The 26546-nt window shown below is 46.2% G+C and carries 29 protein-coding genes and 1 pseudogene; 23 read left to right on the forward strand and 7 right to left on the reverse strand.

Annotation, left to right across the window (positions count from 1 at the left end):
• The first annotated feature begins 8 nt into the window (after positions 1-8).
• The 11 genes and pseudogenes from CP950_RS09350 to CP950_RS09400 form a co-directional block, all read left to right on the forward strand.
• A complete protein-coding gene (locus tag CP950_RS09350; RefSeq protein WP_096674677.1) occupies positions 9-695 on the forward strand; it encodes a dienelactone hydrolase family protein in 687 nt (228 codons plus the stop codon).
• 62 nt (positions 696-757) lie between these two features.
• A complete protein-coding gene (locus tag CP950_RS09355; protein ID WP_243391981.1) occupies positions 758-1234 on the forward strand; it encodes a hypothetical protein in 477 nt (158 codons plus the stop codon).
• Positions 1235-1306: 72 nt separating this feature from the next.
• Positions 1307-2647: a phosphoglucosamine mutase gene (gene glmM / locus CP950_RS09360; protein WP_096674680.1), complete on the forward strand. Its 1341-nt coding sequence runs from the start codon at positions 1307-1309 to the stop codon at positions 2645-2647.
• 99 nt (positions 2648-2746) lie between these two features.
• Positions 2747-3778 (forward strand): phosphate ABC transporter substrate-binding protein PstS, encoded by a 1032-nt coding sequence (gene pstS, locus CP950_RS09365; RefSeq protein ID WP_096674771.1) that lies wholly within the window; start codon positions 2747-2749, stop codon positions 3776-3778.
• Between the two features lie 72 nt (positions 3779-3850).
• Positions 3851-4840, forward strand: coding sequence for a phosphate ABC transporter permease subunit PstC (gene pstC / locus CP950_RS09370; protein WP_096674682.1), 990 nt, complete (start codon positions 3851-3853; stop codon positions 4838-4840).
• Entirely contained in the window at positions 4837-5706 is an 870-nt protein-coding gene (gene pstA, locus CP950_RS09375) for a phosphate ABC transporter permease PstA (protein WP_419185590.1), read from the forward strand. Before pstC ends, pstA begins: the two co-directional genes overlap by 4 nt.
• A gap of 29 nt (positions 5707-5735) precedes the next feature.
• Positions 5736-6548, forward strand: coding sequence for a phosphate ABC transporter ATP-binding protein PstB (pstB, locus tag CP950_RS09380; RefSeq protein WP_096674775.1), 813 nt, complete (start codon positions 5736-5738; stop codon positions 6546-6548).
• A gap of 12 nt (positions 6549-6560) precedes the next feature.
• Entirely contained in the window at positions 6561-7268 is a 708-nt protein-coding gene (gene phoU, locus CP950_RS09385) for a phosphate signaling complex protein PhoU (protein WP_096674684.1), read from the forward strand.
• 37 nt (positions 7269-7305) lie between these two features.
• Positions 7306-8022 (forward strand): phosphate regulon transcriptional regulator PhoB, encoded by a 717-nt coding sequence (gene phoB / locus CP950_RS09390; protein ID WP_096674686.1) that lies wholly within the window; start codon positions 7306-7308, stop codon positions 8020-8022.
• 48 nt (positions 8023-8070) lie between these two features.
• Positions 8071-9390, forward strand: a complete 1320-nt coding sequence (gene phoR / locus CP950_RS09395) for a phosphate regulon sensor histidine kinase PhoR (protein WP_096674688.1) — start codon at positions 8071-8073, stop codon at positions 9388-9390.
• Between the two features lie 85 nt (positions 9391-9475).
• A pseudogene (locus tag CP950_RS09400) lies at positions 9476-9802 on the forward strand (DUF4337 family protein); the annotation flags it as partial.
• Here the strand turns inward: CP950_RS09400 and CP950_RS09405 are convergent.
• Positions 9791-10264 carry an MgtC/SapB family protein gene (locus CP950_RS09405; protein ID WP_243391983.1) on the reverse strand — a complete coding sequence of 158 codons (474 nt, stop codon included), beginning with the start codon at positions 10262-10264 and terminating at the stop codon, positions 9791-9793. The pseudogene CP950_RS09400 and the gene CP950_RS09405 sit on opposite strands and share 12 nt — an antisense overlap.
• A gap of 162 nt (positions 10265-10426) precedes the next feature.
• Here CP950_RS09405 and CP950_RS09410 point away from each other — a divergent pair, with 162 nt between their 5' ends.
• A complete protein-coding gene (locus tag CP950_RS09410; RefSeq protein ID WP_243391984.1) occupies positions 10427-12133 on the forward strand; it encodes an alkaline phosphatase in 1707 nt (568 codons plus the stop codon).
• Between the two features lie 122 nt (positions 12134-12255).
• On the forward strand, positions 12256-12450 hold the full coding sequence (locus tag CP950_RS09415) for a hypothetical protein (RefSeq protein ID WP_096674695.1): 195 nt from the start codon (positions 12256-12258) through the stop codon (positions 12448-12450).
• Between the two features lie 20 nt (positions 12451-12470).
• On the opposite strand, the gene pstS (CP950_RS09420) is transcribed toward CP950_RS09415, so the two are convergent.
• Complete coding sequence (gene pstS, locus CP950_RS09420) at positions 12471-13481, reverse strand: phosphate ABC transporter substrate-binding protein PstS (protein ID WP_096674697.1); 1011 nt, start codon at positions 13479-13481, stop codon at positions 12471-12473.
• Positions 13482-13762: 281 nt separating this feature from the next.
• Entirely contained in the window at positions 13763-14605 is an 843-nt protein-coding gene (locus CP950_RS09425; RefSeq protein ID WP_096674699.1) for a hypothetical protein, read from the reverse strand.
• Positions 14606-14788: 183 nt separating this feature from the next.
• Between CP950_RS09425 and CP950_RS09430 the strand changes: the two genes are divergently transcribed.
• From CP950_RS09430 to ppx, 5 genes are all read left to right on the forward strand, one after another.
• Positions 14789-15286, forward strand: coding sequence for an arsenate reductase ArsC (locus tag CP950_RS09430; RefSeq protein ID WP_096674701.1), 498 nt, complete (start codon positions 14789-14791; stop codon positions 15284-15286).
• Between the two features lie 68 nt (positions 15287-15354).
• Positions 15355-16815: a DUF2252 domain-containing protein gene (locus CP950_RS09435; protein ID WP_096674703.1), complete on the forward strand. Its 1461-nt coding sequence runs from the start codon at positions 15355-15357 to the stop codon at positions 16813-16815.
• 5 nt (positions 16816-16820) lie between these two features.
• Positions 16821-17537 carry an MgtC/SapB family protein gene (locus CP950_RS09440; RefSeq protein ID WP_096674705.1) on the forward strand — a complete coding sequence of 239 codons (717 nt, stop codon included), beginning with the start codon at positions 16821-16823 and terminating at the stop codon, positions 17535-17537.
• A gap of 56 nt (positions 17538-17593) precedes the next feature.
• A complete protein-coding gene (locus CP950_RS10165) occupies positions 17594-17806 on the forward strand; it encodes a GDCCVxC domain-containing (seleno)protein (protein WP_096674777.1) in 213 nt (70 codons plus the stop codon).
• Positions 17807-17903: 97 nt separating this feature from the next.
• Positions 17904-19466, forward strand: coding sequence for an exopolyphosphatase (gene ppx / locus CP950_RS09450; protein ID WP_272867619.1), 1563 nt, complete (start codon positions 17904-17906; stop codon positions 19464-19466).
• 33 nt (positions 19467-19499) lie between these two features.
• On the opposite strand, the gene CP950_RS09455 is transcribed toward ppx, so the two are convergent.
• The 4 genes from CP950_RS09455 to CP950_RS09470 are packed head-to-tail and all read right to left on the reverse strand — an operon-like array spanning position 19500 to position 22724.
• Positions 19500-20435 (reverse strand): GNAT family N-acetyltransferase, encoded by a 936-nt coding sequence (locus CP950_RS09455; RefSeq protein ID WP_207760259.1) that lies wholly within the window; start codon positions 20433-20435, stop codon positions 19500-19502.
• Positions 20436-20476: 41 nt separating this feature from the next.
• Positions 20477-20881, reverse strand: a complete 405-nt coding sequence (locus CP950_RS09460; protein ID WP_096674707.1) for a diacylglycerol kinase — start codon at positions 20879-20881, stop codon at positions 20477-20479.
• An 8-nt stretch (positions 20882-20889) separates the two neighbouring features.
• Positions 20890-21918, reverse strand: a complete 1029-nt coding sequence (locus tag CP950_RS09465; RefSeq protein WP_096674709.1) for a glycosyltransferase family 4 protein — start codon at positions 21916-21918, stop codon at positions 20890-20892.
• Positions 21915-22724 (reverse strand): UDP-2,3-diacylglucosamine diphosphatase, encoded by an 810-nt coding sequence (locus tag CP950_RS09470; RefSeq protein ID WP_096674711.1) that lies wholly within the window; start codon positions 22722-22724, stop codon positions 21915-21917. Before CP950_RS09470 ends, CP950_RS09465 begins: the two co-directional genes overlap by 4 nt.
• Positions 22725-22806: 82 nt before the next feature.
• Between CP950_RS09470 and CP950_RS09475 the strand changes: the two genes are divergently transcribed.
• The 5 genes from CP950_RS09475 to CP950_RS09495 all read left to right on the forward strand — a co-directional run bounded on the left by CP950_RS09475 (position 22807) and on the right by CP950_RS09495 (position 26542).
• Positions 22807-23601 (forward strand): lysophospholipid acyltransferase family protein, encoded by a 795-nt coding sequence (locus CP950_RS09475; protein ID WP_207760260.1) that lies wholly within the window; start codon positions 22807-22809, stop codon positions 23599-23601.
• 53 nt (positions 23602-23654) lie between these two features.
• Entirely contained in the window at positions 23655-24560 is a 906-nt protein-coding gene (gene ppk2 / locus CP950_RS09480) for a polyphosphate kinase 2 (protein ID WP_096674715.1), read from the forward strand.
• Positions 24561-24621: 61 nt separating this feature from the next.
• Complete coding sequence (locus tag CP950_RS09485) at positions 24622-25449, forward strand: CYTH domain-containing protein (RefSeq protein ID WP_096674717.1); 828 nt, start codon at positions 24622-24624, stop codon at positions 25447-25449.
• Positions 25446-26018, forward strand: coding sequence for a chromate transporter (locus CP950_RS09490; protein ID WP_096674719.1), 573 nt, complete (start codon positions 25446-25448; stop codon positions 26016-26018). The genes CP950_RS09485 and CP950_RS09490 overlap by 4 nt, the downstream gene beginning before the upstream one ends.
• On the forward strand, positions 26015-26542 hold the full coding sequence (locus CP950_RS09495; protein WP_096674721.1) for a chromate transporter: 528 nt from the start codon (positions 26015-26017) through the stop codon (positions 26540-26542). The genes CP950_RS09490 and CP950_RS09495 overlap by 4 nt, the downstream gene beginning before the upstream one ends.
• Positions 26543-26546: the final 4 nt, after the last annotated feature.

Genomic DNA, 26546 nt, shown 5'->3' on the forward strand with positions numbered 1-26546 from the left:
AGGTAAGCATGATTACATTTCAAAGACCAGATGGAAAATCGGTAGCGGCCTATTTGGCTGAACCTGAGTCCATAGACGGCGCCCCAGGAATCGTGGTGATACAGGAGTGGTGGGGTCTTGACGATGAGATTAAAAAAGTTGCGGATCGTTTGGCAAAGGCTGGTTATCGCGCTTTAGTCCCTGATCTATATCGTGGCAAGCTAGCCTTAGAGGCGCAAGAAGCGGAGCACTTAATGAGTGGCCTCGATTTTGGTGATGCTGCTGGTCAGGATATTCGTGGGGCAGTTCAATATTTAAAAGCGACAGGTAGCACTAAGGTTGCTGTGACCGGCTTTTGTATGGGTGGTGCATTAACCATTCTCTCCGCATGCCATGTTCCCGAGTTGGATGCCACAGTAGTTTGGTATGGCTTTCCTCCGGCAGAATATGTTGATGCGCAAGCCATTACCAAACCGATGCTAGGGCACTGGGCACTGCAGGATGAATTTTTCCCCATTACGGGAGTCGATGCTTTGGAAGCAAAGCTACAAGCTGCTGGCGTGAATTATGACTTCGAGCGCTACGACGCAAAGCACGCTTTTGCAAATCCTAAATCTGACTCTCGGGGTTTGCCGCCACTGCAATACAATTCGGCTGCCGCTGAACTCGCGTGGGATAGAAGCCTCGAGTTTCTTAAAAAATATTTAGATAATTAAATTTCAAGCAATTACTTTTTTCAATCCTTTGATTTATTCCTATGCATCTCTTCGCTGAAAATATGGCTATTGAAATAGCCTTCTACTATCGCAACCTGGCTTTGGGCCACGGTGTTATTCCTAAAGTATTTACTTTGGTAAATGGCGAGGGGGATCAGTACCTGTTTTTTATTGATGACCTGAGAATGGAGCCAGAAGAGGAGTCACAATTTCTGGCATTCATCGTGCAGCAACATGAAGCGGTTTGTTATGCGCAGGGTACTTTAGTGATTCTGGATGCATCGCAACAGCTAATTGAATTTGCAGTCATCGATCATGATGATCAGGAGGCGATTGTGTGCTCGGCAGAGCTCATGCGGGATGTAGATGAAAGGCCGATTGGCTTGACTGAATTTGAAAAGACCCTAGCACCCAAGAAGACCATTTTCTTTGGCGGACTCTTTGATCTTTTGGATTTATCTGAGGATAAGCAGGAGGAGTTTGAAGGCCTGTGGGCAGAAATGAAGCCCAAAATTTTGCATCGAATGATGGATTTGTAATGATTTCTTGGGTTTGATGGCTGGAATAACCTACATACCAAGGCATAGTTACTAAGTTTTATAATCTATTCCATGAAAAAACAATACTTTGGTACTGATGGTATTCGTGGCGAGGTAGGGCAGTTTCCTATCGTTCCAGAATTTATGACTCGCCTGGGTTATGCCGCTGGCAAAGTCTTATCCCGAGATGCCAAGGTGGGAGAGCGCTGCAAAGTCTTGATTGGTAAAGATACACGTATTTCAGGCTATATGTTGGAGGCAGCCTTAGAGGCGGGCTTTGCCGCAGCGGGAGTAGATGTAATGCTCTGTGGCCCTATTCCAACCCCTGGAGTGGCTTATCTCACAAAGGCATTGCGTTTATCTGCGGGGCTGGTGATTTCTGCTTCGCACAATCCTTACCAAGACAACGGCATTAAATTTTTCTCCGCCAAAGGCGACAAGCTCTCTGATGAATTCGAGCTGGCAATTGAAGCGCAGCTGGAACAAGCTATTGGGTGTGTGAGTTCTGAACACCTAGGTAAAGCGTTTCGATTGGATGATGCTGCGGGACGCTATATTGAATTTTGTAAATCAACCTTCCCAAGTGATCTCAATCTCAAGGGCCTCAAAATAGTAGTGGATTGTGCTAATGGAGCCGCCTATCACACTGCTCCGCACGTGTTTCATGAGTTGGGCGCTGAGGTTGTTTCTATCGGGGTGCACCCCGATGGGCGCAATATTAATGACGCATGCGGCGCCACAAGTCCAGCAGCCTTAATCGCCAAAGTAAAAGAAGTTAAAGCCGACTTGGGAGTCGCCTTAGATGGTGATGCCGACCGCTTGCAGCTTGTGGATGCCGATGGTAGATTGTTCAACGGCGACGAATTGCTTTACATGCTCACCAAAGACAGACTGAATCGCGGCCAACAGCTGGGTGGTGTGGTTGGTACCCTGATGACCAATTTAGCAGTTGAGCAAGCGATTAAAGCCCTTGGTATTGGTTTTGAGCGCGCTAAAGTGGGTGACCGTTATGTCCTCGAACTCCTGAAGCAAAAAGGCTGGCTTATCGGAGGCGAGGGCTCTGGACATTTACTCTGTTTGGATCAGCACTCTACTGGTGACGGCACCATAGCAGCGCTGCAGATTTTAGGAGCTATGCAACTGAGCAAGGCTTCCTTGTCGCAATTACTTGGCTCAGTCGCGATCTTTCCTCAAGTGTTAATTAATGTGAGATTTCGCTCCGATTACCGCTGGCAGGAAGATGCCATCTTTACAAAAGCTATAACTAAAGTGACAGCGGATCTAGGTGATCAGGGAAGGGTCCTGGTAAGAGCTTCTGGAACAGAGCCGGTTTTAAGGGTAATGGTGGAGGCCACAGATATCGCTTTGGCAGAAAGAAATGCACACTATTTAGCAGGGTTGATACCGATCTAACTTACTGATTAAATTAGACTTTTTGAATGTCATAATTAGGTCACACTTAATGGGTAAATTATGCAATTCGTACTTTTACAAATTATTCAGGAATATTTAATGTCTAAACTTAATTTATCAAAGCTTGTTGCTGCAACATTGCTACTTTCTTCCTCTTTGGCCTATTCAGCTGAATTAACTGGCGCTGGCTCATCATTCATCTTCCCAGTGTTATCTAAATGGGCGGAAGCATATAAAGCCAAAACTGGTAACAGTCTGAACTATCAGTCAATTGGTTCTGGCGGCGGTATCAAGCAAATTAAAGCGAAGACAGTGGATTTTGGTGCATCTGACGCCCCCCTAAAATTTGAAGAACTTCAAGCTGCCGGAATGGTGCAGTTTCCTGCAATTATTGGCGGAGTAGTTCCAATTGTAAATATTGATGGTATAAAACCGGGTCAGCTAAAGCTCTCCGGCGACCTTTTATCTGATATTTTCCAAGGCATTGTGACTAACTGGGACGACAAGCGCGTAGCCCTGTTAAATCCTGGTATCAAGATTCCTGCTGGCAACATCACGGTCGTTACCCGTTCTGATGGCTCTGGCACCACAGCTATTTTCACTGACTATTTATCCAAAGCAAGTGGTCCGAGCGGTTGGAAAGAGGCTGTGGGTTCAGGTGCCTCGGTAAAGTGGCCTGCTGCATCTACTGTTAGCGGTAAAGGTAACGAAGGTGTTGCTGCTAACGTTGCACGTATCAAGAATTCAATTGGTTATGTAGAGTTTGCATACGCTAAGAAAAATAGCTTGTCATACACTCAAATGAAAAATATGGCCGGTCAATTTGTGTTGCCTGAAGAGGCTTCATTTGCAGCGGCATCTGCTGGTACCGATTGGTCTAAAGTTCCAGGTATGGGCACTTTCATTACCAACGCTCCTGGTGCAAAGGCTTGGCCAATCACTGGCGCAACCTTCGTGATTATCTATAAGCAACCTGAAAATAAAGCTAGCGCCGCTGAAGTTCTTAAATTCTTTGACTTTGCGTTTACCAACGGCAAGAAAGCCGCTTCTGAATTGGATTACGTGCCAATGCCCGATGCAACTGTTGATTACATTCGTAATAGCGTTTGGTCACAGGTTCAAACTAAGTAAGCTTTATTTCAGTAAATAAATGAGGATGTTGAGCTAACGCTCTGCATCCTCTATCAATTCGTAGAGCCCTTCATGTTAGAGAATATTCTCCAAGCTGGTCAATTACCTCCTGCTGCCGCGCAAATTGCCAAACGTCAACATTTTCGTGATCTGATCTTTAAATCCACGACGCAGTTTTTTGCTGTATTGGTTTTGCTGGTCCTTTTGGGGATATTGCTCTTGCTGTTCTATGACGCACTGCCTGCATTGCGCCATTTTGGATTGCAGTTTTACTGGACAGTAGAGTGGGACGTAGTCAATGATGAGTTTGGTGGATTAATTGCGATTTACGGTACTATCGTTACCGCGGTGATTGCCCTTCTGATCGCAGTTCCATTAAGTTTTGGTATTGCCGTATTTCTTACTGAGATGTGCCCATCTGTTTTACGTCGCCCCCTAGGTATTGCAGTGGAATTGCTCGCTGCTATCCCCTCTATTATTTATGGCATGTTTGGTCTATTTGTCTTTGCGCCCATTTTTGCTGAGTATGTGCAACCTGCATTGGCATCAACCTTGGGCCAAATCCCTGGTATTGGGATCTTATTTTCAGGTGCCATGAATGGCATTGGTATTTTGTGCGCTTCTCTGATTTTGGCGATTATGATTTTGCCTTTTATTACTTCAGTGATGCGAGACGTTTTTGCTGTTGTACCACCTATGCTCAAAGAGTCAGCATATGGTATTGGCTGTAACACTTGGGAGGTTGTGAGTAATGTCGTGCTCCCCTATACCAAGACTGGTGTCATCGGCGGAATTATGTTGGGCTTGGGCCGTGCACTGGGCGAGACAATGGCAGTGACCTTTGTGATTGGTAATGCCAACCGCATTTTTCCATCCTTATTTGCCCCGGGAAATTCCATCGCTTCTACGCTGGCCAATCAATTTGGTGAGGCTGAGCCTGGTCTGCATTACTCCTCGTTATTCGCGCTCGGCTTGGCTTTGTTTGTTATTACTTTTGTCGTTTTAAGTTTGGCTAAGCTATTACTAATGCGTATGGAAGCCAAACAAGGACTCAAAACATGATGAATATGCCTAGTCACTTTAATAGCAGCTTATTTCAGAAGCGCAAGCGTCAAAACTTATTTGGCTTGACTATCTCTATGATTGCGATGGCAATCGGCATGTTCTTCCTATTTTGGATTTTATCGGTTCTTTTTATCAAGGGTTTCTCGGCAATATCTATAGATACTTTTATTCAAAGTACGCCTGGTCCAGGGTCTGAAGGTGGCGGTTTGGCGAATGCCATTGTCGGTAGCTTAATGCTCGTATTTTTTTGTACCATCATTGGCACGCCAATCGGCATCTTGGCGGGTATTTACCTCTCTGAGTATGGCAAGAAGAATTTGATGGCTGAAGTAACACGCTTTGTTATTGACATCATGTTGTCCGCCCCATCGATCGTTATCGGTTTGTTTGTCTACGCCTTTGTGATTGCTCCTGGTAAGCACTTTTCAGGTTGGGCCGGAAGCTTGGCTTTAGCTTTGATTGCGATTCCTGTGGTGGTGCGCACTACAGAAAATATGTTGTCTTTAGTGCCCATTCGTTTACGTGAGGCAGCCTTTGCATTGGGCGCACCCAAGTGGAAAGTCAATTTGCAGGTCACCTTAAAGGCGGCGCAAAGTGGGGTAATTACTGGTGTGCTCTTGGCGGTTGCACGTGTTAGTGGTGAGACTGCCCCATTGCTATTTACCGCATTAAACAACCAGTTCTTCTCTTGGAAGATGAACGGCCCAATGGCTAACTTACCGATGGTTATTTTCCAATTTGCCTTGAGTCCTTATGATAACTGGGTCGACTTAGCATGGGTAGGCGCTCTGTTAATTACTTGTACAGTACTTGGTTTAAATATTACGGCCCGCATATTTTTGCGCGATAAATCTAAGAGATAAGTGAACATACTGAAAGACGTATTATGAATATGATTGCACAGAGTAGTATCAATATAGAGATCGAAGTCATCAGTGAAACTTCAGTGTTGAAAAATGCTATAGAAATTCGGAACATGAATTTCTATTACGGCAAATTTCAGGGTCTGAAAGATATCAATCTGAACATCGCCGAAAAGAAAGTGACGGCTTTCATTGGACCATCTGGTTGTGGTAAGTCCACCTTATTGCGCACCCTCAATCGGATGTATGACCTCTACCCAGGTCAACATGCCGAAGGTGAGATCAACTTCTACGGCAAAAATATTCTTGATAAAGATCAAGACCTCAATTTGTTGCGTTATCAAATTGGTATGGTGTTTCAGTCACCTACACCATTTCCAATGTCTATTTATGACAACATTGCCTTTGGTGTGCGCCTCTATGAAAAGCTTTCTCATTCCGAGATGAATGATCGTGTTGAATGGGCGCTAAATAAAGCTGCCCTGTGGAACGAAGTTAAGGACAAACTGGGTCAGAGCGGTTTATCTCTATCCGGCGGTCAGCAGCAACGACTTTGTATTGCTAGGGGTGTAGCTGTCAGACCATCTATTTTGCTTTTAGATGAGCCAACCTCAGCTTTGGATCCTATTTCTACTGGTAAGATTGAAGAACTGGTGAATGAGCTCAAGCAGGATTACACGATTGCTATCGTGACCCATAACATGCAGCAAGCTGCGCGCGTTTCTGATTTCACGGCTTACATGTACCTAGGTCAGATGGTTGAATTTGGCAAGACTGATGAAATTTTCATCAAGCCCCAGAAAAAAGAAACAGAAGACTACATTACAGGCCGTTTCGGTTAATAGGACTACACAATGCCAGATCAACACTTATCCTCGCAATTTGATTCAGACTTAAATTCGCTCTGCAGCAAGCTTCTTGAAATGGGCGGCTTGGTAGAGGCGCAAATTACCGTGGCCTTGCAAGGCTTTTCACAAATGGACACTGAGCTGTGTGACGTAGTGATTGAACGTGAGCGCAGAGTCAATGAGCTTGAAGTAGAGATCGATTCTGATTGCGCAGAGGTTATTGCACGTCGTCAGCCAACTGCTCGCGATCTTCGTCTCGTCATGGCTGTTTCTAAAGCAATTACCAATCTTGAAAGAGCGGGCGATGAGGCAGAGCGGGTTGCTAAAAGAACCAAGCGTTTGATCTCAGATGGTATTTTGAACAGAATCAATATTGCTGAAATTCGTTTATCGGGTCAAATGGCCGTGACTTTGCTACGCAGAAGTCTTGATTCTTTTGCACGCTTAGATGCTGTAGCGGCTGCTCAAGTGGTTAAAGAAGATCGTCAGCTGGATGAGGAATTTCAATCTTTCGTGCGTCTTTTGGTCACTTACATGATGGAAGATCCACGTCTAATTTCTACAGGCTTGGATATGCTGTCGATTGCTAAAGCCATTGAGCGCATCGGTGATCACTCCAAAAATATTGCCGAGTTTGTGATTTATGTTGCCAAAGGTGCTGACGTGCGCCATATTCCACAAGAAGACTTGGAACGCGAAGCTAATAAGCAATAAGTTATTTAGATCTTAGCTTAATGAACAACTTTTTTTTATGAGCCACCGGATACTCATCGTTGAGGATGAGCCCTCCATTGCAGAATTATTAGCAATCAACCTGTCTCACGCTGGTTACGAAGTTGATCGGGCTTTTCAGGCTGATGAAGCTGCGGCGATGATGCGCTTAAATCCTCCGCATCTCTTAATTCTGGATTGGATGCTGCCTGGTAAATCAGGCGTGCAGTTTTCTAAGGAGTTGCGCGCCAACCCTAAGACGCAATCCTTGCCAATCATTATGTTGACCGCAAAAAGTGATGAGTTGGACAAAATTCAGGGTCTTGATGCAGGTGCTGACGATTACGTTACTAAGCCATTTTCACCAAAAGAGCTAATTGCTCGGGTGAAAGCCTTGTTGCGCAGACAGGGGGCTATTGTGGTGGATCAGCCTTTGCTGACTGTGGGCCCAATCATGATTGATTCTCTTGCACACCGAGTTACTGCGGTTTGGCAGGACAAAGAGTCAGAGACCATTACTTTAGGGCCAACCGAATATCGTTTACTGGAGTTTTTGATGCTCAATGCTGAGCGCGTTCACTCCCGTACGCAATTGCTTGATCAGGTTTGGGGTAATGATGTGTATATCGAAGAACGTACGGTAGATGTCCACATTAAACGCCTCAGAGCGGCGCTGGCGAAAGCTGGATGTGAACGTTATATCGAGACAGTGCGCGGCAGTGGATATCGCCTTACTAAGAGCCCGGCACCCAATTAAGTTCTGATCTTTCCTGCTAGGGAAACGAGATGGACTAGTATTATTCCCATGATTTCTGTCCTTTTTCGCTTTATCCTCATTTTTAGCCTTGCTGTTTTGGCAGCCTACATTGCGTTTGTACTGATTAGCCCTGTTACTGCTTTGGTTGCCAGCCTGGGAATTTTAGGGGCGGCACTTGCTTATGCCTATTTCAACCTCTATAAAATTCAATACTTTCTGCGGCAAAATGCGATTGGTGAAACGCCAGAGATGGGTGGCTTGTGGGAAGGGTTGATCCATCGTCTGAAGCGCCAATTTAGAGATCTGCATGAACAAGTTCGCTCAGCCCGTCAGGAGCATGAGCACTTTATTCAAGCTTTTCAGGCGTCACCTAATGGCGTCATCATGCTCGATAAAGAAGATAAGATCGAATGGTGTAACGGCATTGCAGAATCATTTTTTGGTTTAAATTTCAAACGCGATACTCTGCAAAGAGTGCATTACCTGATTCGCCGCCCAGAATTTTTAGATTACCTCACGAAGCGCCAATTTTTAGAGCCTTTGATCATTGAGGGTATGGGTCCCCAGGCCAACTTAACCTTGATGGTGCAATTATTTCCGTTTGGAGATAGCTTACATCTTTTGCTTGCACAAGACATCACCAATCTACGCAGAACAGAGGCCATGCGCAGGGACTTTGTTGCAAATGTCTCGCATGAGATGCGCACCCCTCTCACCGTAATGATGGGCTTTCTTGAGACGGTACAAACGCTTGATTTAGAGCCTAAAAAAAGAGATGAGTACTTTGACATGATGATGGATCAGGCCATGAGGATGAAAAGTCTTGTGGAGGATCTATTAGCCCTTGCCAATCTAGAGGCCAACCTATTGCCAGCACCTTTAGTATCGGTACAGATGCGCAGTGTCATTGGTATAGTTGAAAGTGATGCAAAAGCGCTATCTAGGGGTAGGCAGCGGATTCATTGCAAGATAGATGCTAGTAAAAATGTACTAGGCGAAGAACGTGAACTCAGCTCCGCCTTTTTAAATCTAGTAAGTAATGCCGTTCGCTACACGCCCCAAGGCGGCGAGATAGCTATTCGCTGGAAGGTCAATGAACGGGGTGAGGGTGAGTTCTCAGTGACAGATTCTGGCCCTGGAATAGCTCCAGAGCATTTACCACGGCTGACAGAGCGCTTTTATCGTATTGATCGCAGTCGTTCACGCGAAACCGGCGGAACTGGTCTAGGCTTAGCGATTGTGAAGCATATTGCCAATCGTCATCAGGCACAAGTATTAATTGAAAGTACTTATGGCAAAGGCAGTAAATTTACTTTATTGATACCACCAGAAAGAATTCAATTTATCAAGCCACCCATTAATCATTAGATCGAGAAGCCATGGAAACCCATCTCCCTCATGAAATTGCAGAGCATCCCATAAACATGCTGAGCATTTAAAAAATAAAGCTGCCTTAACGATTTCCATTCTGGCTATGTTGCTAGCGATTGCAACCGTCATGGGCAATCTCGCTGGAAAAGATGCCATGAAAAATAATATTATGGCATCCAATGCTTGTGGTTTCTATCAAGCCAAATCGATTCGTCAAACAGAATATAAGTTAGCCAGAGCAAATCTAGAGCTGGAATTAATTAAACAGCCTAACTTAGCACCAGCGGTAAAAGAGGCTTATCAACAGAAAATTGATGCTTACAAGAAAAACGAAGAGCGATATGAGCCAGAGCCAGAAACTGGCGAAGGCAAAAATGGTGCAAACTTCTATCTGCTTTTATTTGCGTAGGTCGTCACTTTTTAGTTCAGTTTCTGCTTGATGGGTAAAGCGGTGCGCAAGTTGCTTCTCGATGAATCCGCCCAGCACGATAATCAAAATAGTGAGGCTCAATGCAGTTAACCCAAGCGTAAACTGACCAGCCCCAAACGCTGCCCCGAAAAGCGCAACGGCCCAAAGACTGGCTGCCGTGGTTAAACCATGGGTACGGTTTGTGCTGCCGGACTGCACGATCACGCCAGCACCCAAAAAACCAATTCCTGTAAGTAGGCCTTGCAGAACGCGGCTTGCTGATTGTGCATTATCTTGTGGAAAGTCCGCTACGAGCAGGATAGCTGTCGCCGCACCGATAGCCACTAAAGAATGCGTTCTAATCCCGGCGGATTTATGGTGTAGCCAGCGATTTAGCCCAAGTACTACACCTGCAAATAGCGCTAACAAGAGGCGCGGCACTATAAAAGCGAGTAATTCCATATCCATAGCGTCAATACCTATTTAATAAGTGTCATAACCAAATGATGTCATAAATTTGTAACTTGCTTGGGGGATATTGGCATGATCCTACCCCATTCATTTTGAAGGCTTACCATGCGCATGTCCCGAATTTTAAGTCTCCTTACGGCGATTATCGGCTGTATGACGACCCTAGACGGAATTGCGGCAACCATTTACCCAATCGATCAAGCCTCTATTTTAGCGGGCTCAAAATTTGACCTACGCATTGAATTAGACAATGTCGTGGAGCAAAAATCAATCAAGGCGATGTTGAATGGCCGCCCAATTGATCAGCTCAAATTCTCTGGCACTCAATTTATCCCCTCTGAGGCGGGCAAGGGGAGTACCTTGATTCTGCGCGATGTGGTGATTGATCAAGTTGCCCGCTATCAACTGAAAGTGAATGCTGGGGCTGAGCAGGCAGAAGTATCTTGGGATGTCTATGGTACGGGTCCAGCCAAGGTCAAAAACGTGATCTTGTTTATTGGCGATGGGATGACAATTGCCAATCGAACTGCCGCCAGAGTGTTATCAAAAGGAATTGTGCAGGGTAAATATCAAAGCGCGCTGTCTTTTGATGACATGCCGCATATGGCCTTGATCGGCACTTCTGGATCTGACTCTTTGATTACGGACTCCGCTAATTCCATGAGCGCCTATATGACCGGGCACAAAACGGGTGTAAATGCGATGGGCGTTTATGTCTCGCGTGCGCAAAATACCCTTGAACACCCTAAAGTAGAAACGGTTGGCGAGCTGATTAAACGCAAAACCAATAAGTCGCTTGGAATCGTTTCAGACGCCGAGGTGGAGGATGCTACCCCGGCTGCCGTAGTGGCGCATACCCGCAGACGTACTGACAAACAATACATTGCTGATCAATTATTCGCCAGCAATGCTGAAGTGATTTTAGGTGGCGGCTCAGCCTACTTTGTGCCTCAGGGCAGCCCTAATTCCAAACGCAAGGATAACCGAAATCTCGTTGAGCAATTTCAAACCAAGGGGTATGCCGTCGTGGCCACTCGTGATGAGTTAGTAGCGGCAGGCAAGAACCCCTCCACCAAAAAGTTATTTGGCAGTTTTCATCCTGACAATATGGATGGCTCCTTGGATCGCTTTATTCTAAAAAAGAATACCGTGCCACAATACCCGAATCAGCCTGACTTAACAGAGATGACTCAAGCCGCTTTGAATGTCTTGTCAAAGAACCCGAATGGTTTTTTCTTAATGGTAGAAGCGGCGCTGATTGATAAATTTAATCATCCTTTGGACTGGGAGCGTGCAGCTTACGACACCATCATGCTCAGTAATGCGGTTCAAGTAGCTAAAGACTTTGCCAAGACGCATCCCGACACCTTAATTATCGTTACTCCCGATCACACGCATAGCGGCTCGATTTCTGGTGTAGTTGATGACAGCCGACCCGGGCCTTTACGTGAAAAAGTCGGCGTATATGCGAATGCAGGATATCCAAATTACCCAACAGCAAATAATGCGGGCTACCCAGAAAAAGTGGATGTCTCGAGAAGGTTGGCTTACTTTTACAGCGCTTACCCCGACCATTTTGAAACCATGCATCCTAAAATGGATGGCACCTTTGTGCCCGCAATTAAAGGTGAGGGCGACGTTTATATTGCCAACCCTATTTATCAACAATTGCAACATGACGCTATTCATGTAGATGGTAATCTTCCAGCCCGAGCAGACGTGGGCGTGCATAGTGCTGATGATGCCGTTTTGACTGCTACCGGTCCTGGATCCGAGCGCTTTAAAGGGTTTATGGACAATACCGAGGTATTTAAGGGGATAGTCAATGCGCTAGGTTTGGCGCCTACCCCTCTGAAATAATTAGTAAAAGTCAATATATGCGTAAAGTAATATCTTTACTGTGAGTATTAGAAATCTCACCTCGGCATTTTCGGCTGTTATAAAATAACTGACACGCTTGCTACTGGGAAAGAGCCTCAATCATGTCTAAATTCGAGTACAAAGACGCAGTGCGTAAGCTGCAAGAAAAAGGCCATATTGCTTTGGACGATTTCAAGTCCTTAAGCTACGAGGACTTAGATGAACTCCTTGAAGAGATCAAAAAATGGTGCATCTATGCAAACGGTAAGCCAGATAAGCTAAAAAAAGAATCAAAGAAAGACAAGAAAAATAAGTAAGCCCTTTTTTCTTGTTGTAATTATTGGACCTGCGTCCACACCGATCGTCTGATAAATTCAAAGGTGCTGGAAGGCAAGGGGACATACTCTAAGTTGCGGGCGATATCTTGACCCTGCCGAAATCCAAAATCAAAAAAACGCATCACCTCGGCGCTTGCGGCGGGGTCATCCGCATTTTTATAAAGCAGAACAAAAGAGGCTGCGGTAATGGGCCAAGCCTTTTCACCTAATGCGTTCGTAATAAAGGTTGCCATGCCAGGAAATTTAGTCCAGTCAGTACCAGTGGATGCGGCCGTGAAAGACTTATCACTAGGAGCAACATAATTGCCACTAGCGTTCATCATCAGCGTATAGCCTAGGTTGTTCTTTTTCACATAAGCGTACTCTGCATAACCGATCGTATTTTTGATGCGAGCAACGGTTGCAGTGACCCCTTCATTGCCCTTGCCGCCAATTGAACTTACCGCTGGCCATTTGACAGTTGGGCCAGAGCCCACCTTGGCTTTCCAGGAGGGGCTAATTTTGGATAGATAGTCTACAAAGATCGCCGTAGTGCCGGATCCGTCGGCACGGTGCACCACGGTAATCAACTCTTTAGGAAACTTTAGATTGGGATTAAGTTCTTGAATTTGCACATCATCCCAGCGCAAAATCTGCCCCATGAAAATCTCTGCCAATACAGGGCCCGTCAGACGCAATTGCCCCGGCTGAATGCCAGCCACATTAATAATAGGAACAACCCCGCCAATGATGGCTGGGAACTGTACCAAGCCCTCACTTTGTAATTCCTCATACTTGAGGGGATAGTCCGAGGCAGCAAAATTGACTGTCTTTTCCTTAATTTGCTTAAGGCCGCCTGAGGAGCCAATCGATTGATAATTTACCTTAACGCCAGTTTCTGCTTTGTACGCCTCGGCCCATTTTGAATAAAGTGGAAAGGGGAAAGAGGCGCCTGCGCCAGTAATATCCACGGCGCCAGCTGGCAACGCGATGATGCAGAGTACTAGCGCTAATGATTGCTTCAAATTCACCTGGGGACTCTCGATATCAACCTTCAGAAGTCTACATTCTAATTTATTCGCATGACAGATTGAAGAAGGTTAATTAAACGAATTAGATCAACGCCGTTTGGGAGTGATTCTAAATTAAGATCCATTACTAAACTCCATCCTTAAGTATCAAAAATAGTGGATCAAATTCATCCAATTTTCGTGACACCATCATACTAATGTGCAGACTATTTTGCCACCATAACTATAGTTATATCCTTTATATAATTCACCAGCATTTGCCGACTATGTAATTTACAAGCTTAAAAACGCCATGTGAGGCCCACTTCTGTGCGGGTGGCGTAAGGCCCTAACCCCGAGCTAAGAATCCCCATATTAGCCGCACTGCGTAAATACGATAAGCCGATATCTACAGAATCGAGTGGGGAAATAATGACGGCGATTAAGGCGTAGTTCAATAAATATTGTTCAGTTGTGGGCGGATTGGTATTTAGTCCCATGTCCAATGCCAGCTTTAGCCCAGGAAGAATCTTCCAGACAGGGGCAACTGATAAAAAATAGATATTGGTTCGATTGGTATCGTAACTTTGATTTACGGCATAGTTGATGTTGTAGGGTGAGCGCATATAAGAAGCATTGACATGAATGTCAAATGGATCAAAATACAGCGACCCTATCAAGCCCCCGCCATAGTTCAGTGCCGCATAACCAAGACCCCCAATTTGTTGCTGCGTGGTGCTGGGAAGGCTGAGGATGGGTTTAACTGCAAAGGCCCATTGGGCATCGCTTGCCTCCGCAAAACGCCACTTGACTGAAATTACCTTATTGGCGAACCTAGAATAATTGCCATTCGGTTGCTTGAAATAGGTAGTGCCTATTGAGGCTTCCACAGTGTCGCTTAAGCCCCGCGTATAGGTAAATGGTAGAGCTCTAGCGTCTTGACCCCCAAGAAATTCTTCGCCGGGCGTGAGGACATTCTCAACCGGTGCACCACTATTTGTATGATTATTAATATGAAAAGCATAAAGCTCAATTTGATTTCCATCACGCACTACCGTAGCCGCATCATCGGTATTAAGGGGTTCAAAGGCGAGACAAGTGAGCGGTAATAGAACGAGGGCAATAAGTAGGGGTGTTTTTGGCATGAGATATTTGAATATTAGTTTCAAAATACCAGTGTTTTATGACGCCATACCAAGTGGCTTAGTCATTTCTTAGGCATTTCCTAGTCATTTAATTGACACATAAATATCTATAATCTAATACGATTAAGCATAAATTAAAGACCTAATTCAAACCCATTCAATCGCGCAAAATCCTACCTATTCATGACTAAAACTTACAACATCTTGTTCATTTGCGCCGGTAATTCGGCTAGATCCGTTTTGGGTGAAGCGCTTGCTACCACTCTGAGTCATGGTCGATTTATTGGATATTCAGCCGGCACTGATCCTGAGGGAGAGGTCCATTCTGAGGCGACAAAAATGGCAAAAGAAATGGGTTATCCAGCGAATTTACTGCGCAGTAAAAGTTGGGATGAATTTGCAAGAGAGGGCTCGCCCCACATGGATTTCATTATTACCTTGTGTGATGAAGCTGCTGGCGAAGAGTGCCCATATTGGCCTGGACATCCAGCCACTGCCCACTGGGGAATTGCCGACCCTGCTCACGACAATCAGACTCCCGAAGAGGCTCATAACGCTTTTAAGAAGGCTGAGATGGCACTGCGCAACCGCCTAGAATTGCTGCTAGATCTTCCGGATGAGAAATTGCATCACCTAGAGATCTCAGATCACCTAGAGAATATTCATAAGCAGTTTGCTTAGCAGCCCAGTTTTAACTAAGCCGCACTCCAAGGCGTTAAGATGGGTAATCCTATCTTAACGGGGCAAACATGCCTGTAGCTAATAAAAATCGCGCCGCTCCCCCCAAGCTAAAGTTTGCAGTGCTAGACGCAGTTGAAACCTTTCAATCCTCTCGTCCAAGCATTCAGCAACGTCTTGAGTTTGGCAAATCATTGCGCAAGCAGGTGAGTTTCGCGGAGCAAGGAACCTACACTCCGCCTAAACATCGCGTAGATCCAATTACCATTTTAGAGAAGCAGGCAAAAACTCGGATTGCTACGCTCATCCCCATCCGCTATGAGCGCATGATGGAATCCCCGTTTGCTTTTTATCGCGGTGGTGCAGCCATCATGGCGCAAGACTTAGCCAATCAAGCCACTACGAATATTACGGTGCAACTCTGCGGTGATATGCATGTTTCCAACTTCGGGCTTTTTGGCACCGCTGAGCACCGCCTCATTTTCGGCATCAATGATTTTGATGAAACGCTTCCTGGTAGTTGGGAGTGGGATATGAAGCGCCTAGTGGCGAGCGCTGTCATTGCCTGTGAATCCTTGGGCGGCAGTGAGGGGATGGGTAAATCCATCGTTCGTCGCATTAGTTCTGAGTACCGTAAACGCATGGCGCAGTATGCGCAAATGCCTTACTTAGAATTGGCGCAACAATTCATTGGCGAACAAGACATTCGCAAACACTTTAGCCCTGAGCATCAAAAAAAGTTGGATCTGTATTTAAAAATTGCCAGAAAGCAGAGCAACATTCAGGTGCTCCAAAGCTTAACTACCCTCGTTGGCAAGGATCGAAAAATTGTTAATGAACCGCCGCTGATAGAGCATTTTGCGAAAAAGTCTGATGGGGTGCCTTTAATCAACTTGATTGATAACGCCTTAGTGCATTACGCGAGTTCTTTGGCGGAAGATCGCAAGGTACTCTTTGGCCGTTATTCCTTAAAAGACTTTGCCAGAAAAGTAGTGGGAGTGGGCAGCGTTGGTACAAACTGCATGGTTCTGTATTTCGAAGGCGATCGAGAAAATGATTGTTTGTTTTTGCAATACAAAGAAGCGCAGCCCTCTGTCCTTTCTCCTTATTTGGGTCAGTCTATTTATAAAGATATGGGGCGGCGCGTGGTGTCCGGCCAGCGTCTTCTGCAGGGTGCACCTGATATTTTCTTAAACTACGGCTTGCTTAAGTACGACATCGATCGAGCACAAGGTTTTTATCTGAGGCAGTTGCGTGATATGAAGGGCGGTATTGTGATTGGAAAGGGCGGGGTTTCATTAGAGAACTTTCCGGACTATGCCAAATTGTTTGGCTGGGCCTTAGCTTTAGGCCACGCGCGTTCTGGCGAGGCAGCCATGATTTCCGGATACTGTGGAGCGTCTGCGGAGTTCGATAAGGCGATGTATTCTTTTGCAAAAGCTTATGCAAAACAAAATGAGGCGGATTACGCGTTGTTTCGTAAGGCTGTTAAAAAAGGCCAACTAAAAGTAGCTAACAAAAGTACTCAATAAGAACCATGGAAGCTTTTCATAATTTTAATTTGGCCTCATTGGCCGATACCGCTCTCAGCCTTTCCGCTGCCTTTGTCTTTGGTGGCCTAATCGGGCTTGAGCGGCAATACCGCCAGCGCACTGCTGGCCTACGCACCAATATTCTCGTTGCCCTTGGTGCTGCCATCTTTGTTGATGCGGCTAATCGCCTAGGTGGCCATGAGGGCGCAGTGCATGTCATGGCTTACGTAGTGTCGGGTATCGGTTTCTTAGGCGCCGGTGTGCTGATGCGCGAAGAAGGGAATATTCGCGGTATTAATACAGCCGCCACGCTGTGGGGGTCAGGTGCAGTAGGCGCATGTGCTGGCGCGGATCTTATTCTTGAAGCAGGCTTAGCAACCTTATTTGTTTTGGGGGCCAATACTTTATTGCGACCAGTGGTGCGCATCATTAATCGACAGCCCTTGGACACCATTTCTGTTGAGGTGACGAATTCTATTTTTGTGATTACTCCTAAAAAGACGCAAAAACTGGCTTTGAAGTTGTTGATTGAAACTTTGGAAAAAGCAGGTTATCAAACGCAAGATATTCAAGTTCACCAGTTTGGTAGTGATGAGGTGGAAATTCAGGCGGTCTTAACCGACTCTGCTGTAGAGGGTGATTTGATGGATCACTTAATCGAGCAGCTAGCCAATATGGAATTTGTTAATCAGGTATTTTGGAGTCCAAGCACCTCCGATTAAAAGGCATCACATTCATTTGTCTTTAATTTGAAATATGATGAGTTCACTATGTGGCTGTGAACACGCCAACTCAATACCGCCTCTCGACGATTACCTGTCCCAACTGTCAAAGTCAGGAAGTCTTTAAGCTATCTCCAGGAAACTCCCAGCAGTTTTACCGTTGCCCATCCTGCAGCAATATCCTTAAGGCCAAATCAGGTGATTGCTGTATTTTTTGCAGCTTTGGAAGTGAAGATTGTTTTAGCTCGGAACAAAATCTCGCTTGTTAGTCTCCCGCGCTAAGACTTGGGATTAAACTAGCAACAAAACCCGCTTTATAAAAGCTGGAAATCGTTACTTAACTTTGCGTTACTAATAGGAACTTTCTTGACCTCGTTTAAAGACGTCTCTGGAGCGAATTCAACCGACCTCGTCGCTGCGGTTGACCTCGGTTCCAACAGTTTTCGCATGCTAGTCGCCCAAGTAGTCAACACCCCTTCGGGCACCCAAATTCGGCCAATTGATACCCTCAGAGAATCGGTACGTCTTGCAGCAGGGCTTACTGACAACAAGTTACTCGGAAATGAGGCCTATCAGCGTGGCTTGGCTGCGATTCGGCGTTTTGGCGAACGTATTCGTGGTTTTGACCCTAGCAAGGTGCGTGCGGTAGCAACCAATACCCTACGGGTCGCAAAGAATGCTGCCAGCTTCGTGCGCGACGCGGAGGAGGCGCTGGGCTTTCCGATTGAAATTATTGCTGGAGTTGAAGAGGCGCGCCTCATTTATATTGGCGCCGCGCATGAGGTGCCGGCCGCACAAGGGAATCGCTTAGTGGTAGATGTTGGTGGCGGCTCAACTGAGCTGATCATTGGTAAAGGATATGAGCCTAAGTTATTAGAGAGTTTGTATATCGGTTGCGTATCGCACAGTATGCGATTCTTTCCCAAGGGCAATATTGACGCCCATGCCTTTAAAGAGGCTGAGTTAGCCGCTCGCCGAGAAATCCAAGTAATCGCAGGCGCTTATCTTAAGACGGGCTGGAAGCAAGTGATCGGTTCATCAGGAACTGCGCGTGCATTAGCAGAGTTGATTACAGAAAATCAGTTAAATGGTGTCGACGATAGTTTGAGCGTTAGGCGTATAAGTGGCTTGGGTGGCCTTATTACTCGCGAAGGCCTTCGGGCTATGAAAAAGCATCTCCTGAAATACGAGCATGTGAATCAGGTAGAGCTTATTGGACTCAAAGACGACCGCCGTGCAGTTTGGCCCGGCGGTTTAGCCATCATGATTGCCGTTTTTGATGAGCTGGGCATTGAGTCTATGGAGGTGACTGATGCCGCTTTGCGCATTGGCGTGCTCTATGACTTACTGGGCCGCTCGCAGCATGACGATATGCGCTTTGTCACCGTTGAGCAGTTTATGCAGCGCTACGGGGTTGATCGATCCCAGGCTATTCGAGTCGGCAAACAAGCTACTGAATTTTTAACCCAATTACCTCAGCCAAGTTCTGAAAGTAGGGACGAGAACGTCGCATTATTGCAGTGGGCCGCCAATCTTCATGAGATCGGCCTATCCATCTCCCACAACGGTTATCACAAGCATTCAGCCTATATTGCTGGCAATGCAGATATGCCTGGGTTCTCTAAGAACGATCAGGCTAGGTTGGCGGCTTTACTGATTGGACACGCCGGTAAATTAGGTAAGCTGGCTAACAATGCGAGCTTTTACGACTGGCGCATGCTATTTTGTTTGCGTTTGGCACAGGTATTAAGTCGCGGCAGAGGAAATGAAGATTTTCCCAAGGTACGCGTTGCCGATAACAATGGCATGTACTCAATCAGCTTATCTAAGGAGTGGATAAAGGCGCATCCCTTAACGGAATTTAGCCTTCAAAAAGAAGCGGCCGAATGGGAGCGTATCGGCCGACCTTATGAAATTATTCTGAAATAAAACAAAGGGGCCTCTTAAAGGCCCCTTGGAGTGTTACTGACCTAAGAAGTGTTTTGCGTAACGGGGGTTAATATCCGATAAACGCAACATTGTCAGTACGTCAGCAGTGTTGAAGTCTGGATCCCAGGCGGGTGCGCTGCAAATTTTGGCGCCAATCTTCAAGTAGCCTTTAATCAATGGAGGAGGTTCCACTTCCAACCCACCATTTAAGCGATCCAAAGGCAAAGGCAAGCGGGGGAAAGCATGGTTTTCTACCGGCGCCATTTGCTCATTGGTTAAAGAGTTATAGAGACTAGCGGCAAAGTGTCCGCCGTCTGCCATTGGAATGCTGGCACAACCAAGCATGATTTCATAGCTATGCAGCTTCATGTATTGGGCTAAGCCACTCCATAAAGCCATAATCACCGCTCCGGAGCGATAGTCCGCATGCACGCAAGATCTACCGAGTTCCACAAGCTTTGGGCGAAGATGGTTGAGGCGGGATAGATCAAACTCTGAATCGGAATAAAGACGGCCAATTTCTGCCGCTTTATGAGGAGGCAAGACACGATAGGTGCCAACAACCTTTAAGGATTCTTGGTCACGAATCAGTAAATGGTCGCAATAAGCATCGAACTCGTCAACATCCAAGCCTTCGGCATGGGTCGGTAGGCGAGCGCCCATTTCATCAGCGAACACCTTGTAGCGTAAACGTTGGGCTTCTTTGATTTCATCCGCATTGCTAGCCCATGTGATGGTGAAAGCAGGACGCTTACTCTTGCCAATGTGCTTTTCAACGGCAGATTCATGGCTTGCTGAAGTTGCTAATGCTTTGGCGGCAAAGCGTTTACCAAATAACTTCTTGGTGATTTTTTTGGAGAAAAGCTTTTTGAGGGCTTCTGCTTTGCTTTTCTTGCTCTTTTTAGGTTTGCCTTCAAACCTAGAGTTAAAGATATCAAATGCGGCTAACGGGTTCGGAATGTCTGACATGGATTGCCTTATTGAATATACGAGATCGTAAAAGTCTTATATTACGAATTGATGACAAGTGGTATGCAGATCGTAATCCACAGGCCTGCAGCCACTAAAAGAGCCAACATCACGGCTGCAGAGCCAAAGTCCTTAGCTCTTTTTGAAAGATCGTGGTGTTCAAAGGAAATGCGGTCAATCGCAGCTTCAACACTGGAATTCAGTAATTCGATCACCAAAACCATAATGAGTGAAGTGATCAGAATCGCCTTTTGCAAAGGGCTGACCGGTAAAAACAGTGCAATGGGGGTCAATATAGCCAAAAGAGTGAGTTCTTGGCGAAAAGCACTTTCTTCCTTATAGGCGTAAACAATGCCGCACCAAGAATTCTTGGCGGCATGCCAGGCTCGCGTTAGGCCGCGGTTACCCTTATGGGGGTTTTGCTTAATATCGTAAGGTGAAGTCAAGACCAGCCTTAAGCTAAAGCCGTAATGTGCACCGAAGGAGAGGGTACAGGCTTCAAATGGTTCACAAATTGCTCTGAAGCCGCTCTCCAAGAGAATTTCTCGGCATGGGCTCGTGCGACTTCACGTGGAATTGTGAGGGCTTGCATGCAGGCTTCCCGCAAATCATTGTGCATTGCGCCTGCGGGAGAATCTCCCAAGACATCAATCGGTCCGGTAACTGGGTAAGCTGCGACTGGAGTGCCGCAAGCCATGGCTTCAAGTAAAACTAAGCCAAACGTATCTGTCTTGCTAGGAAAAACAAATACATCGGCAGCTGCATACACCTTAGCGAGTTCGTGTTGTTGCAACACGCCCAAGTAGTTAATTTCGGGATATTTTTCTTTAATGCCCGCCATGGCTGGGCCGTCACCGACAACCCACTTAGATCCTGGCAGATCGATTTCAAGAAAAGCATTGATGTTTTTCTCAACCGCCACACGCCCAACGTAAAGAAAGATGGGGTGTGCTGTGTCGAGGGTCTTAGAGGCTTGCATTTTGAAGATATCTAAATCTACCCCGCGTGACCACAGCACGACGTTGGTAAATCCATAGGCTTCTAAATCATTCTTGACGACAACCGTTGGGGCCATGACTGCCATAGAGGGTCCGTGAAACCAGCGTAAAAAAGTATAGGTCCAAGAAAGCGGAATGCCCACGCGGGCTTTGACGTACTCCGGAAAGCGGGTGTGGTAAGCGGTAGAGAAGGGTAGTTTATTTTTAACGGCATAAGCTCGCGCAGACAGACCAAGTGGCCCCTCTGTAGCAATATGCATGGCATCTGGCGCGAATGCTTTAATCTTTTTGGCCACCAACTTACCGGGTAGCAGTGATAAAGAAATATCAGGATAAGTTGGGCAGGGAATCGTGGTGAAATCATTTGGGGTGATCATTTCTACTTCATGCCCCATGGCGAGTAATTCTGCACGAGTTTGCTTTAAGGTTCTAACGACACCATTTACCTGGGGATCCCAGGCATCGGTGATGATCATAATTTTCATATTGCAGCCTCGTTGGTAAGCATTTCAATAGGGGATTGGACTGCAACTTCGGGCGCCTCTTCTGGATCACCTTTAATGTGCGTCCAGTAAATCAATTTGAGCTCACCTTCCTGGGTCTCGACTAGGGCAGAAAGGCTTTCAACCCAATCACCATCATTGCAGTAGAGCAGGCCGTCGATTTCGCGGATCTCCGCTTTGTGAATGTGACCGCAGACCACGCCGTCACAATTTCTTAAGCGGGCTTCTCTAGCCATAATGTGTTCAAAATCGGCGATGTAGCTCACCGCATTTTTGACTTGGTGCTTTAAATATTGCGAGAGGGACCAATACTGCAATCCCATCTTGATTCGAATCAGATTGAAATAGCGATTGATATAGAGAATGAAGGTGTAGAGCGAGTCACCTACGTACGCAAGCCATTTTGCGTATTGCATCACCCCATCAAATAGGTCGCCATGCGTTACCCAAAGTTTTCTGCCATCTAGGGTAGTGTGAATAATCTCTTCAACTACTTTGACATCACCAAAGGACATGCCAAAGAATTGGCGCGCACTCTCGTCGTGATTACCCGGCACATAGATCACTTCGGTGCCTTTTCTGGCTTTTCGCAGAAGTTTTTGTACTACGTCGTTATGAGATTGTGGCCAGTAGAAAGTCTGCTTGAGACGCCATCCATCAATAATGTCACCGACTAGGTAGAAGGTGTCCGCATCATTGTGCTTGAGGAAATCCAAGAGGTAGTTTGCCTGACACCCTGTTGTTCCTAGGTGTATATCTGAAATCCAAATCGCTCTGTAATGCATCATGAGGAATCATTAAGCCCAATGTTCATGTAAATCTGATGACACTTTTGCGTCAGTTTCATGACTTGCTTTATATTTGAGCGCAATGATGACGAACCCCACCCCCCAAATCTCTGCTACAGCCCTCCAACGGGCAATTCCCCTTTGGCGATGGCTCATGATTATTGGGCATGTCATTAGCGGTGTAGGTATCTTATGTTTCCTTTTTCCTTTCTTAAATAGGCAAAAGAAGGACCAAAAAATTCAACAATGGTGTGCTCGGCTGTTGGCAATTTTTCATTTGAAGCTGGTGGTAAGGGGTGCCGAACGATTAACAAAAACCCCTTATTTGATGATTTCAAACCATATTTCGTGGATTGACATTCATGTCATTAACTCGTTTAAGCCAATCCGTTTCGTAGCAAAGTCTGAGGTGAAGAGCTGGCCTATCTTTGGTTGGATGGCAACCCAGCTAGGAACAGTCTTTATTCGCCGGGACAGCACACGCCAGGCTAGGTTGGTGGTGGAGCAGATGGCAGAGGTATTGAAGTCTGAATCGGTCTGCATTTTTCCAGAAGGCACATCCACTTCAGGGGGATCCGTGTTGCCCTTTAAGCATGGCTTGTTCGAAGCGGCTCTAGTGGCTCAAACCCCAGTTTTCCCTTTGGCAGTTCAATACTTCTCAACCGAAACGGGACTGCGCAGCGAAGCGACTGCTTTTATTGGAGAGATGGGCTTATTGGAATCCATGGCCAACATTTTAAAAAGTCGCCATCTGCAAGCTCGGCTCACCGTCCTTGAGCCATTTCCCTATGGCTCGCAGGAAGTGCCAGACCGAAAGCATCTGGCCAACTATTGCCATGAGGCCATTTCCCGAATTGTTGACGACCCCAATATGTAACAATAGTGTCAAATCCTTGATCTATAAAGATCGTTAACTATTAAGGATCTGACATGACCTCAAAACACCAAGAAATGGCTGATTGGTATCAGCGAGCCCAAGAAGAGATCTTGGATAGTATGGACGAAGAGCTTGAAATGGAGCTCGATGATGACCGCCTCTCTCAAGACTCCAGCCATGGATCTTCTATTTCTCGCCAAACTTACTTTAAAGAGTTATTCCGCTTACAAGGTGAGTTGGTGAAATTGCAAGATTGGGTAGTAAAAAATAACTTGAAAGTTGCCGTCTTATTTGAGGGGCGCGATTCAGCGGGTAAGGGCGGCGCAATCAAGCGGATTACACAGCGTCTTAATCCTCGAGTTTGTAAGGTAGTCGCCTTAACCGCGCCCAGTGAGCGCGAGAGAACCCAATGGTATTTTCAAAGATACATCTCTCAATTGCCTGCTGGCGGTGAGATTGTGCTGTTTGACCGCAGTTGGTATAACCGCGCTGGCGTTGAGAAGGTCATGGGGTTTTGTACCGACGCTGAATACGAAGAGTTTTTAAAGACCGTTCCTGAGCTTGAGCGCATGCTTATTAATTCAGGGGTGATTTTGATTAAGTACTGGTTCTCGATTTCTGATGAAGAGCAGTACAACCGCTTCATGATGCGTATTCATGACCCCTTAAAGCAGTGGAAGCTGAGCCCTATGGATTTAGAGGCGCGCCGCTTGTGGGAGCAGTACACCAAAGCAAAAGAAACTATGTTGGAGCGCACTAATATTCCAGAGGCGCCTTGGTGGGTAGTGGCTGCCAATGATAAGAAAAAGGCACGCCTCAACTGCATCACTCATTTATTGAAGCAAATTCCGTATGAAGAAATTCTCCATCCGGAAATTACTTTGCCAGCGCGCGTGCACAACCCCGATTACTTAAGGGGCCCAGTGCCTCCCGAGATGTACGTCCCTGACGTGTATTAAGCTTTGCAAGAAGGTGTTAATCTTCCATTATTAGCAATGTACTAACTGGGGGATTAACACTGTGAAGACTAAGCACGGCATTACCAATCGGGAGTTTAAGCTCCTTATCAAGCCAGAAGGATTGGATCGTCGCAGGAAGATTACGGCCTTAAGCGATCAGATCTTGGCGTTTTGCAAAAAGAAAAAAGTGGATTTTTTTCATTTGGATAATGCTAATACGGGACTTCGCACGGTTTATTTCTACGATACCCCTGGCGAGCATTTACGGCTGAACAACGTGATTCTGCGCGTGCGGGAATCACGCCAAAATGTCTGGGTAGATGATTATTGCGAAGTAACCCTCAAATGCCGCACGCATGATGTCGAACACGCATCTAATTTTGATCCCACCCCAAAAGTCAGCTTGAAATCGCGCATGCGTCTTAAGGAGGAGCTCTTGCGTGGCGATGGACTAGGGACTATTAGAAGCATTTATTCCAATAATTCGATTCTGGATGCAGTGCCATTGGATAAGATCACGGACGGAACCGTAGGTAGCATTATGAAATCCTTTCCCGGCATCGGCAAATTGGGTATTGATCGTAAATTACCCATCAGAATGGTTGGCGGTAAAGCCAATAAAATTTTAGAGGCATGCCTTCCCCTTGGAAACTTGGTGTTTGGGGATGGTGTTCAAGCCCATTGTGATATTGCTATTTGGATGCGGAGTGTTGGCGATCCTATTGTGGGTGAATTGGCTTTTTCTTATCGAGTGAATAATGAAAACCGCGAACAAGTAGCAGCACATAAGCGCGCCGATCAATTCTTTAAAAAACTCCAAGTGGAATTAGCGGACTGGTTAGAGATTGGCAGTACTAAAACGGCCTTGGTCTACGGCAAGCCTGAATGAGCTCCGTGTTACCTGAGCAGGCGGTCTCTAGCAATGCCCCAACGCTGCGGGATCTTTTTATCCAGTTTCTGTTAATTGGAGCCATCAGTTTCGGCGGCGGCATTATTGCTTATGAGCGGATCTTACTGGTTGAGCGCCGCGAGTGGTTATCACCCGACGAGTTCATGGCGTATTTGGCAATTAGCCAAACCATGCCTGGACTTAATTCCGTAAATTTAGCCGTGTTGGTGGGCGACCATCTGCGCGGTGTGGCCGGCTCGGTTTCGGCAACAATTGGTTTAATTTTGCCGGGTGCTTTTTTTGTATTGGGCGTAGGGGCAATTTATGCCAGCAATGCGAATCACCCGCTGGCGAATTTAATTTTGGCCGGTATCGCTGCAGCAGCTACTGGCTTGCTAGCGGCTATTACCTATCGCATCGGTGAGGGCCATTGGCAACACATTAAATCGCTCGCGCTGATTGTGGCCACCTTTGTCTTAATGAGTATTGTGAATCTCTCACTACCTCTGGTTCTGCTCATCATGGCGCCTATCGCCTTATATCTTTACCGTCCGAGTAAGTCCGTATGACCATCCTGATTCAGCTAGCTCTGACTTTTGCCTTATTGTCGCTTTTAGCGGTCGGCGGCGGAACCGCGGTCTTACCTGAGATGCAAACCTTACTGGCTCAGCAGTTCGGCATTGGCCACACCCAATTCGTACACATCTATAGTATTGGCCAATTAGCCCCAGGCCCCAATATGTTGATGGTCTTGGTCGTGGGTTACCAAATTGCAGGACTGGTAGGGGCAGGGGTTGTGTTGTTCTCTTTCTTTCTGCCTTCAAGTATCTTGTGTTTCTATGTGGGCCGTTTGTGGAACCGTTTTGGTGAAAGCCCATGGCGACGCTCTATTCAGAATGCTCTTGAACCTATTTCAATTGGGCTAATGGGATCAGGCGTGTATGCCGTCGCCAAAGCCTCTATAGTCAGCCCCATTACGCTCTCCCTAGCCGCGCTGAGTCTGTATCTAATACTGCGTACCAAGATCAATCCGGTACTTGTGATTTTGGGCTCAAGCCTGCTGGGTGCAGTACTAATTCATTACATACACTAAGAGC

The sequence above is a fragment of the Polynucleobacter meluiroseus genome, assembly GCF_900205755.1.
Taxonomy (GTDB): Bacteria; Pseudomonadota; Gammaproteobacteria; order Burkholderiales; family Burkholderiaceae; genus Polynucleobacter; species Polynucleobacter meluiroseus.

Excerpts from the sequence above, each read along its gene's own strand:
- CP950_RS09350 (WP_096674677.1), top strand. The coding sequence starts at position 9 with ATGATTACATTTCAAAGACCAGATGGAAAATCGGTAGCGGCCTATTTG.
- CP950_RS09355 (WP_243391981.1), top strand. The coding sequence starts at position 758 with ATGGCTATTGAAATAGCCTTCTACTATCGCAACCTGGCTTTGGGCCAC.
- glmM (WP_096674680.1), top strand. The coding sequence starts at position 1,307 with ATGAAAAAACAATACTTTGGTACTGATGGTATTCGTGGCGAGGTAGGG.
- pstS (WP_096674771.1), top strand. The coding sequence starts at position 2,747 with ATGTCTAAACTTAATTTATCAAAGCTTGTTGCTGCAACATTGCTACTT.
- pstC (WP_096674682.1), top strand. The coding sequence starts at position 3,851 with ATGTTAGAGAATATTCTCCAAGCTGGTCAATTACCTCCTGCTGCCGCG.
- pstA (WP_419185590.1), top strand. The coding sequence starts at position 4,837 with ATGATGAATATGCCTAGTCACTTTAATAGCAGCTTATTTCAGAAGCGC.
- pstB (WP_096674775.1), top strand. The coding sequence starts at position 5,736 with ATGATTGCACAGAGTAGTATCAATATAGAGATCGAAGTCATCAGTGAA.
- phoU (WP_096674684.1), top strand. The coding sequence starts at position 6,561 with ATGCCAGATCAACACTTATCCTCGCAATTTGATTCAGACTTAAATTCG.
- phoB (WP_096674686.1), top strand. The coding sequence starts at position 7,306 with ATGAGCCACCGGATACTCATCGTTGAGGATGAGCCCTCCATTGCAGAA.
- phoR (WP_096674688.1), top strand. The coding sequence starts at position 8,071 with ATGATTTCTGTCCTTTTTCGCTTTATCCTCATTTTTAGCCTTGCTGTT.
- CP950_RS09405 (WP_243391983.1), bottom strand. The coding sequence starts at position 10,264 with ATGGAATTACTCGCTTTTATAGTGCCGCGCCTCTTGTTAGCGCTATTT.
- CP950_RS09410 (WP_243391984.1), top strand. The coding sequence starts at position 10,427 with ATGACGACCCTAGACGGAATTGCGGCAACCATTTACCCAATCGATCAA.
- CP950_RS09415 (WP_096674695.1), top strand. The coding sequence starts at position 12,256 with ATGTCTAAATTCGAGTACAAAGACGCAGTGCGTAAGCTGCAAGAAAAA.
- CP950_RS09425 (WP_096674699.1), bottom strand. The coding sequence starts at position 14,605 with ATGCCAAAAACACCCCTACTTATTGCCCTCGTTCTATTACCGCTCACT.
- CP950_RS09430 (WP_096674701.1), top strand. The coding sequence starts at position 14,789 with ATGACTAAAACTTACAACATCTTGTTCATTTGCGCCGGTAATTCGGCT.
- CP950_RS09435 (WP_096674703.1), top strand. The coding sequence starts at position 15,355 with ATGCCTGTAGCTAATAAAAATCGCGCCGCTCCCCCCAAGCTAAAGTTT.
- CP950_RS09440 (WP_096674705.1), top strand. The coding sequence starts at position 16,821 with ATGGAAGCTTTTCATAATTTTAATTTGGCCTCATTGGCCGATACCGCT.
- CP950_RS09455 (WP_207760259.1), bottom strand. The coding sequence starts at position 20,435 with ATGTCAGACATTCCGAACCCGTTAGCCGCATTTGATATCTTTAACTCT.
- CP950_RS09465 (WP_096674709.1), bottom strand. The coding sequence starts at position 21,918 with ATGAAAATTATGATCATCACCGATGCCTGGGATCCCCAGGTAAATGGT.
- CP950_RS09470 (WP_096674711.1), bottom strand. The coding sequence starts at position 22,724 with ATGATGCATTACAGAGCGATTTGGATTTCAGATATACACCTAGGAACA.
- CP950_RS09475 (WP_207760260.1), top strand. The coding sequence starts at position 22,807 with ATGATGACGAACCCCACCCCCCAAATCTCTGCTACAGCCCTCCAACGG.
- ppk2 (WP_096674715.1), top strand. The coding sequence starts at position 23,655 with ATGACCTCAAAACACCAAGAAATGGCTGATTGGTATCAGCGAGCCCAA.
- CP950_RS09490 (WP_096674719.1), top strand. The coding sequence starts at position 25,446 with ATGAGCTCCGTGTTACCTGAGCAGGCGGTCTCTAGCAATGCCCCAACG.
- CP950_RS09495 (WP_096674721.1), top strand. The coding sequence starts at position 26,015 with ATGACCATCCTGATTCAGCTAGCTCTGACTTTTGCCTTATTGTCGCTT.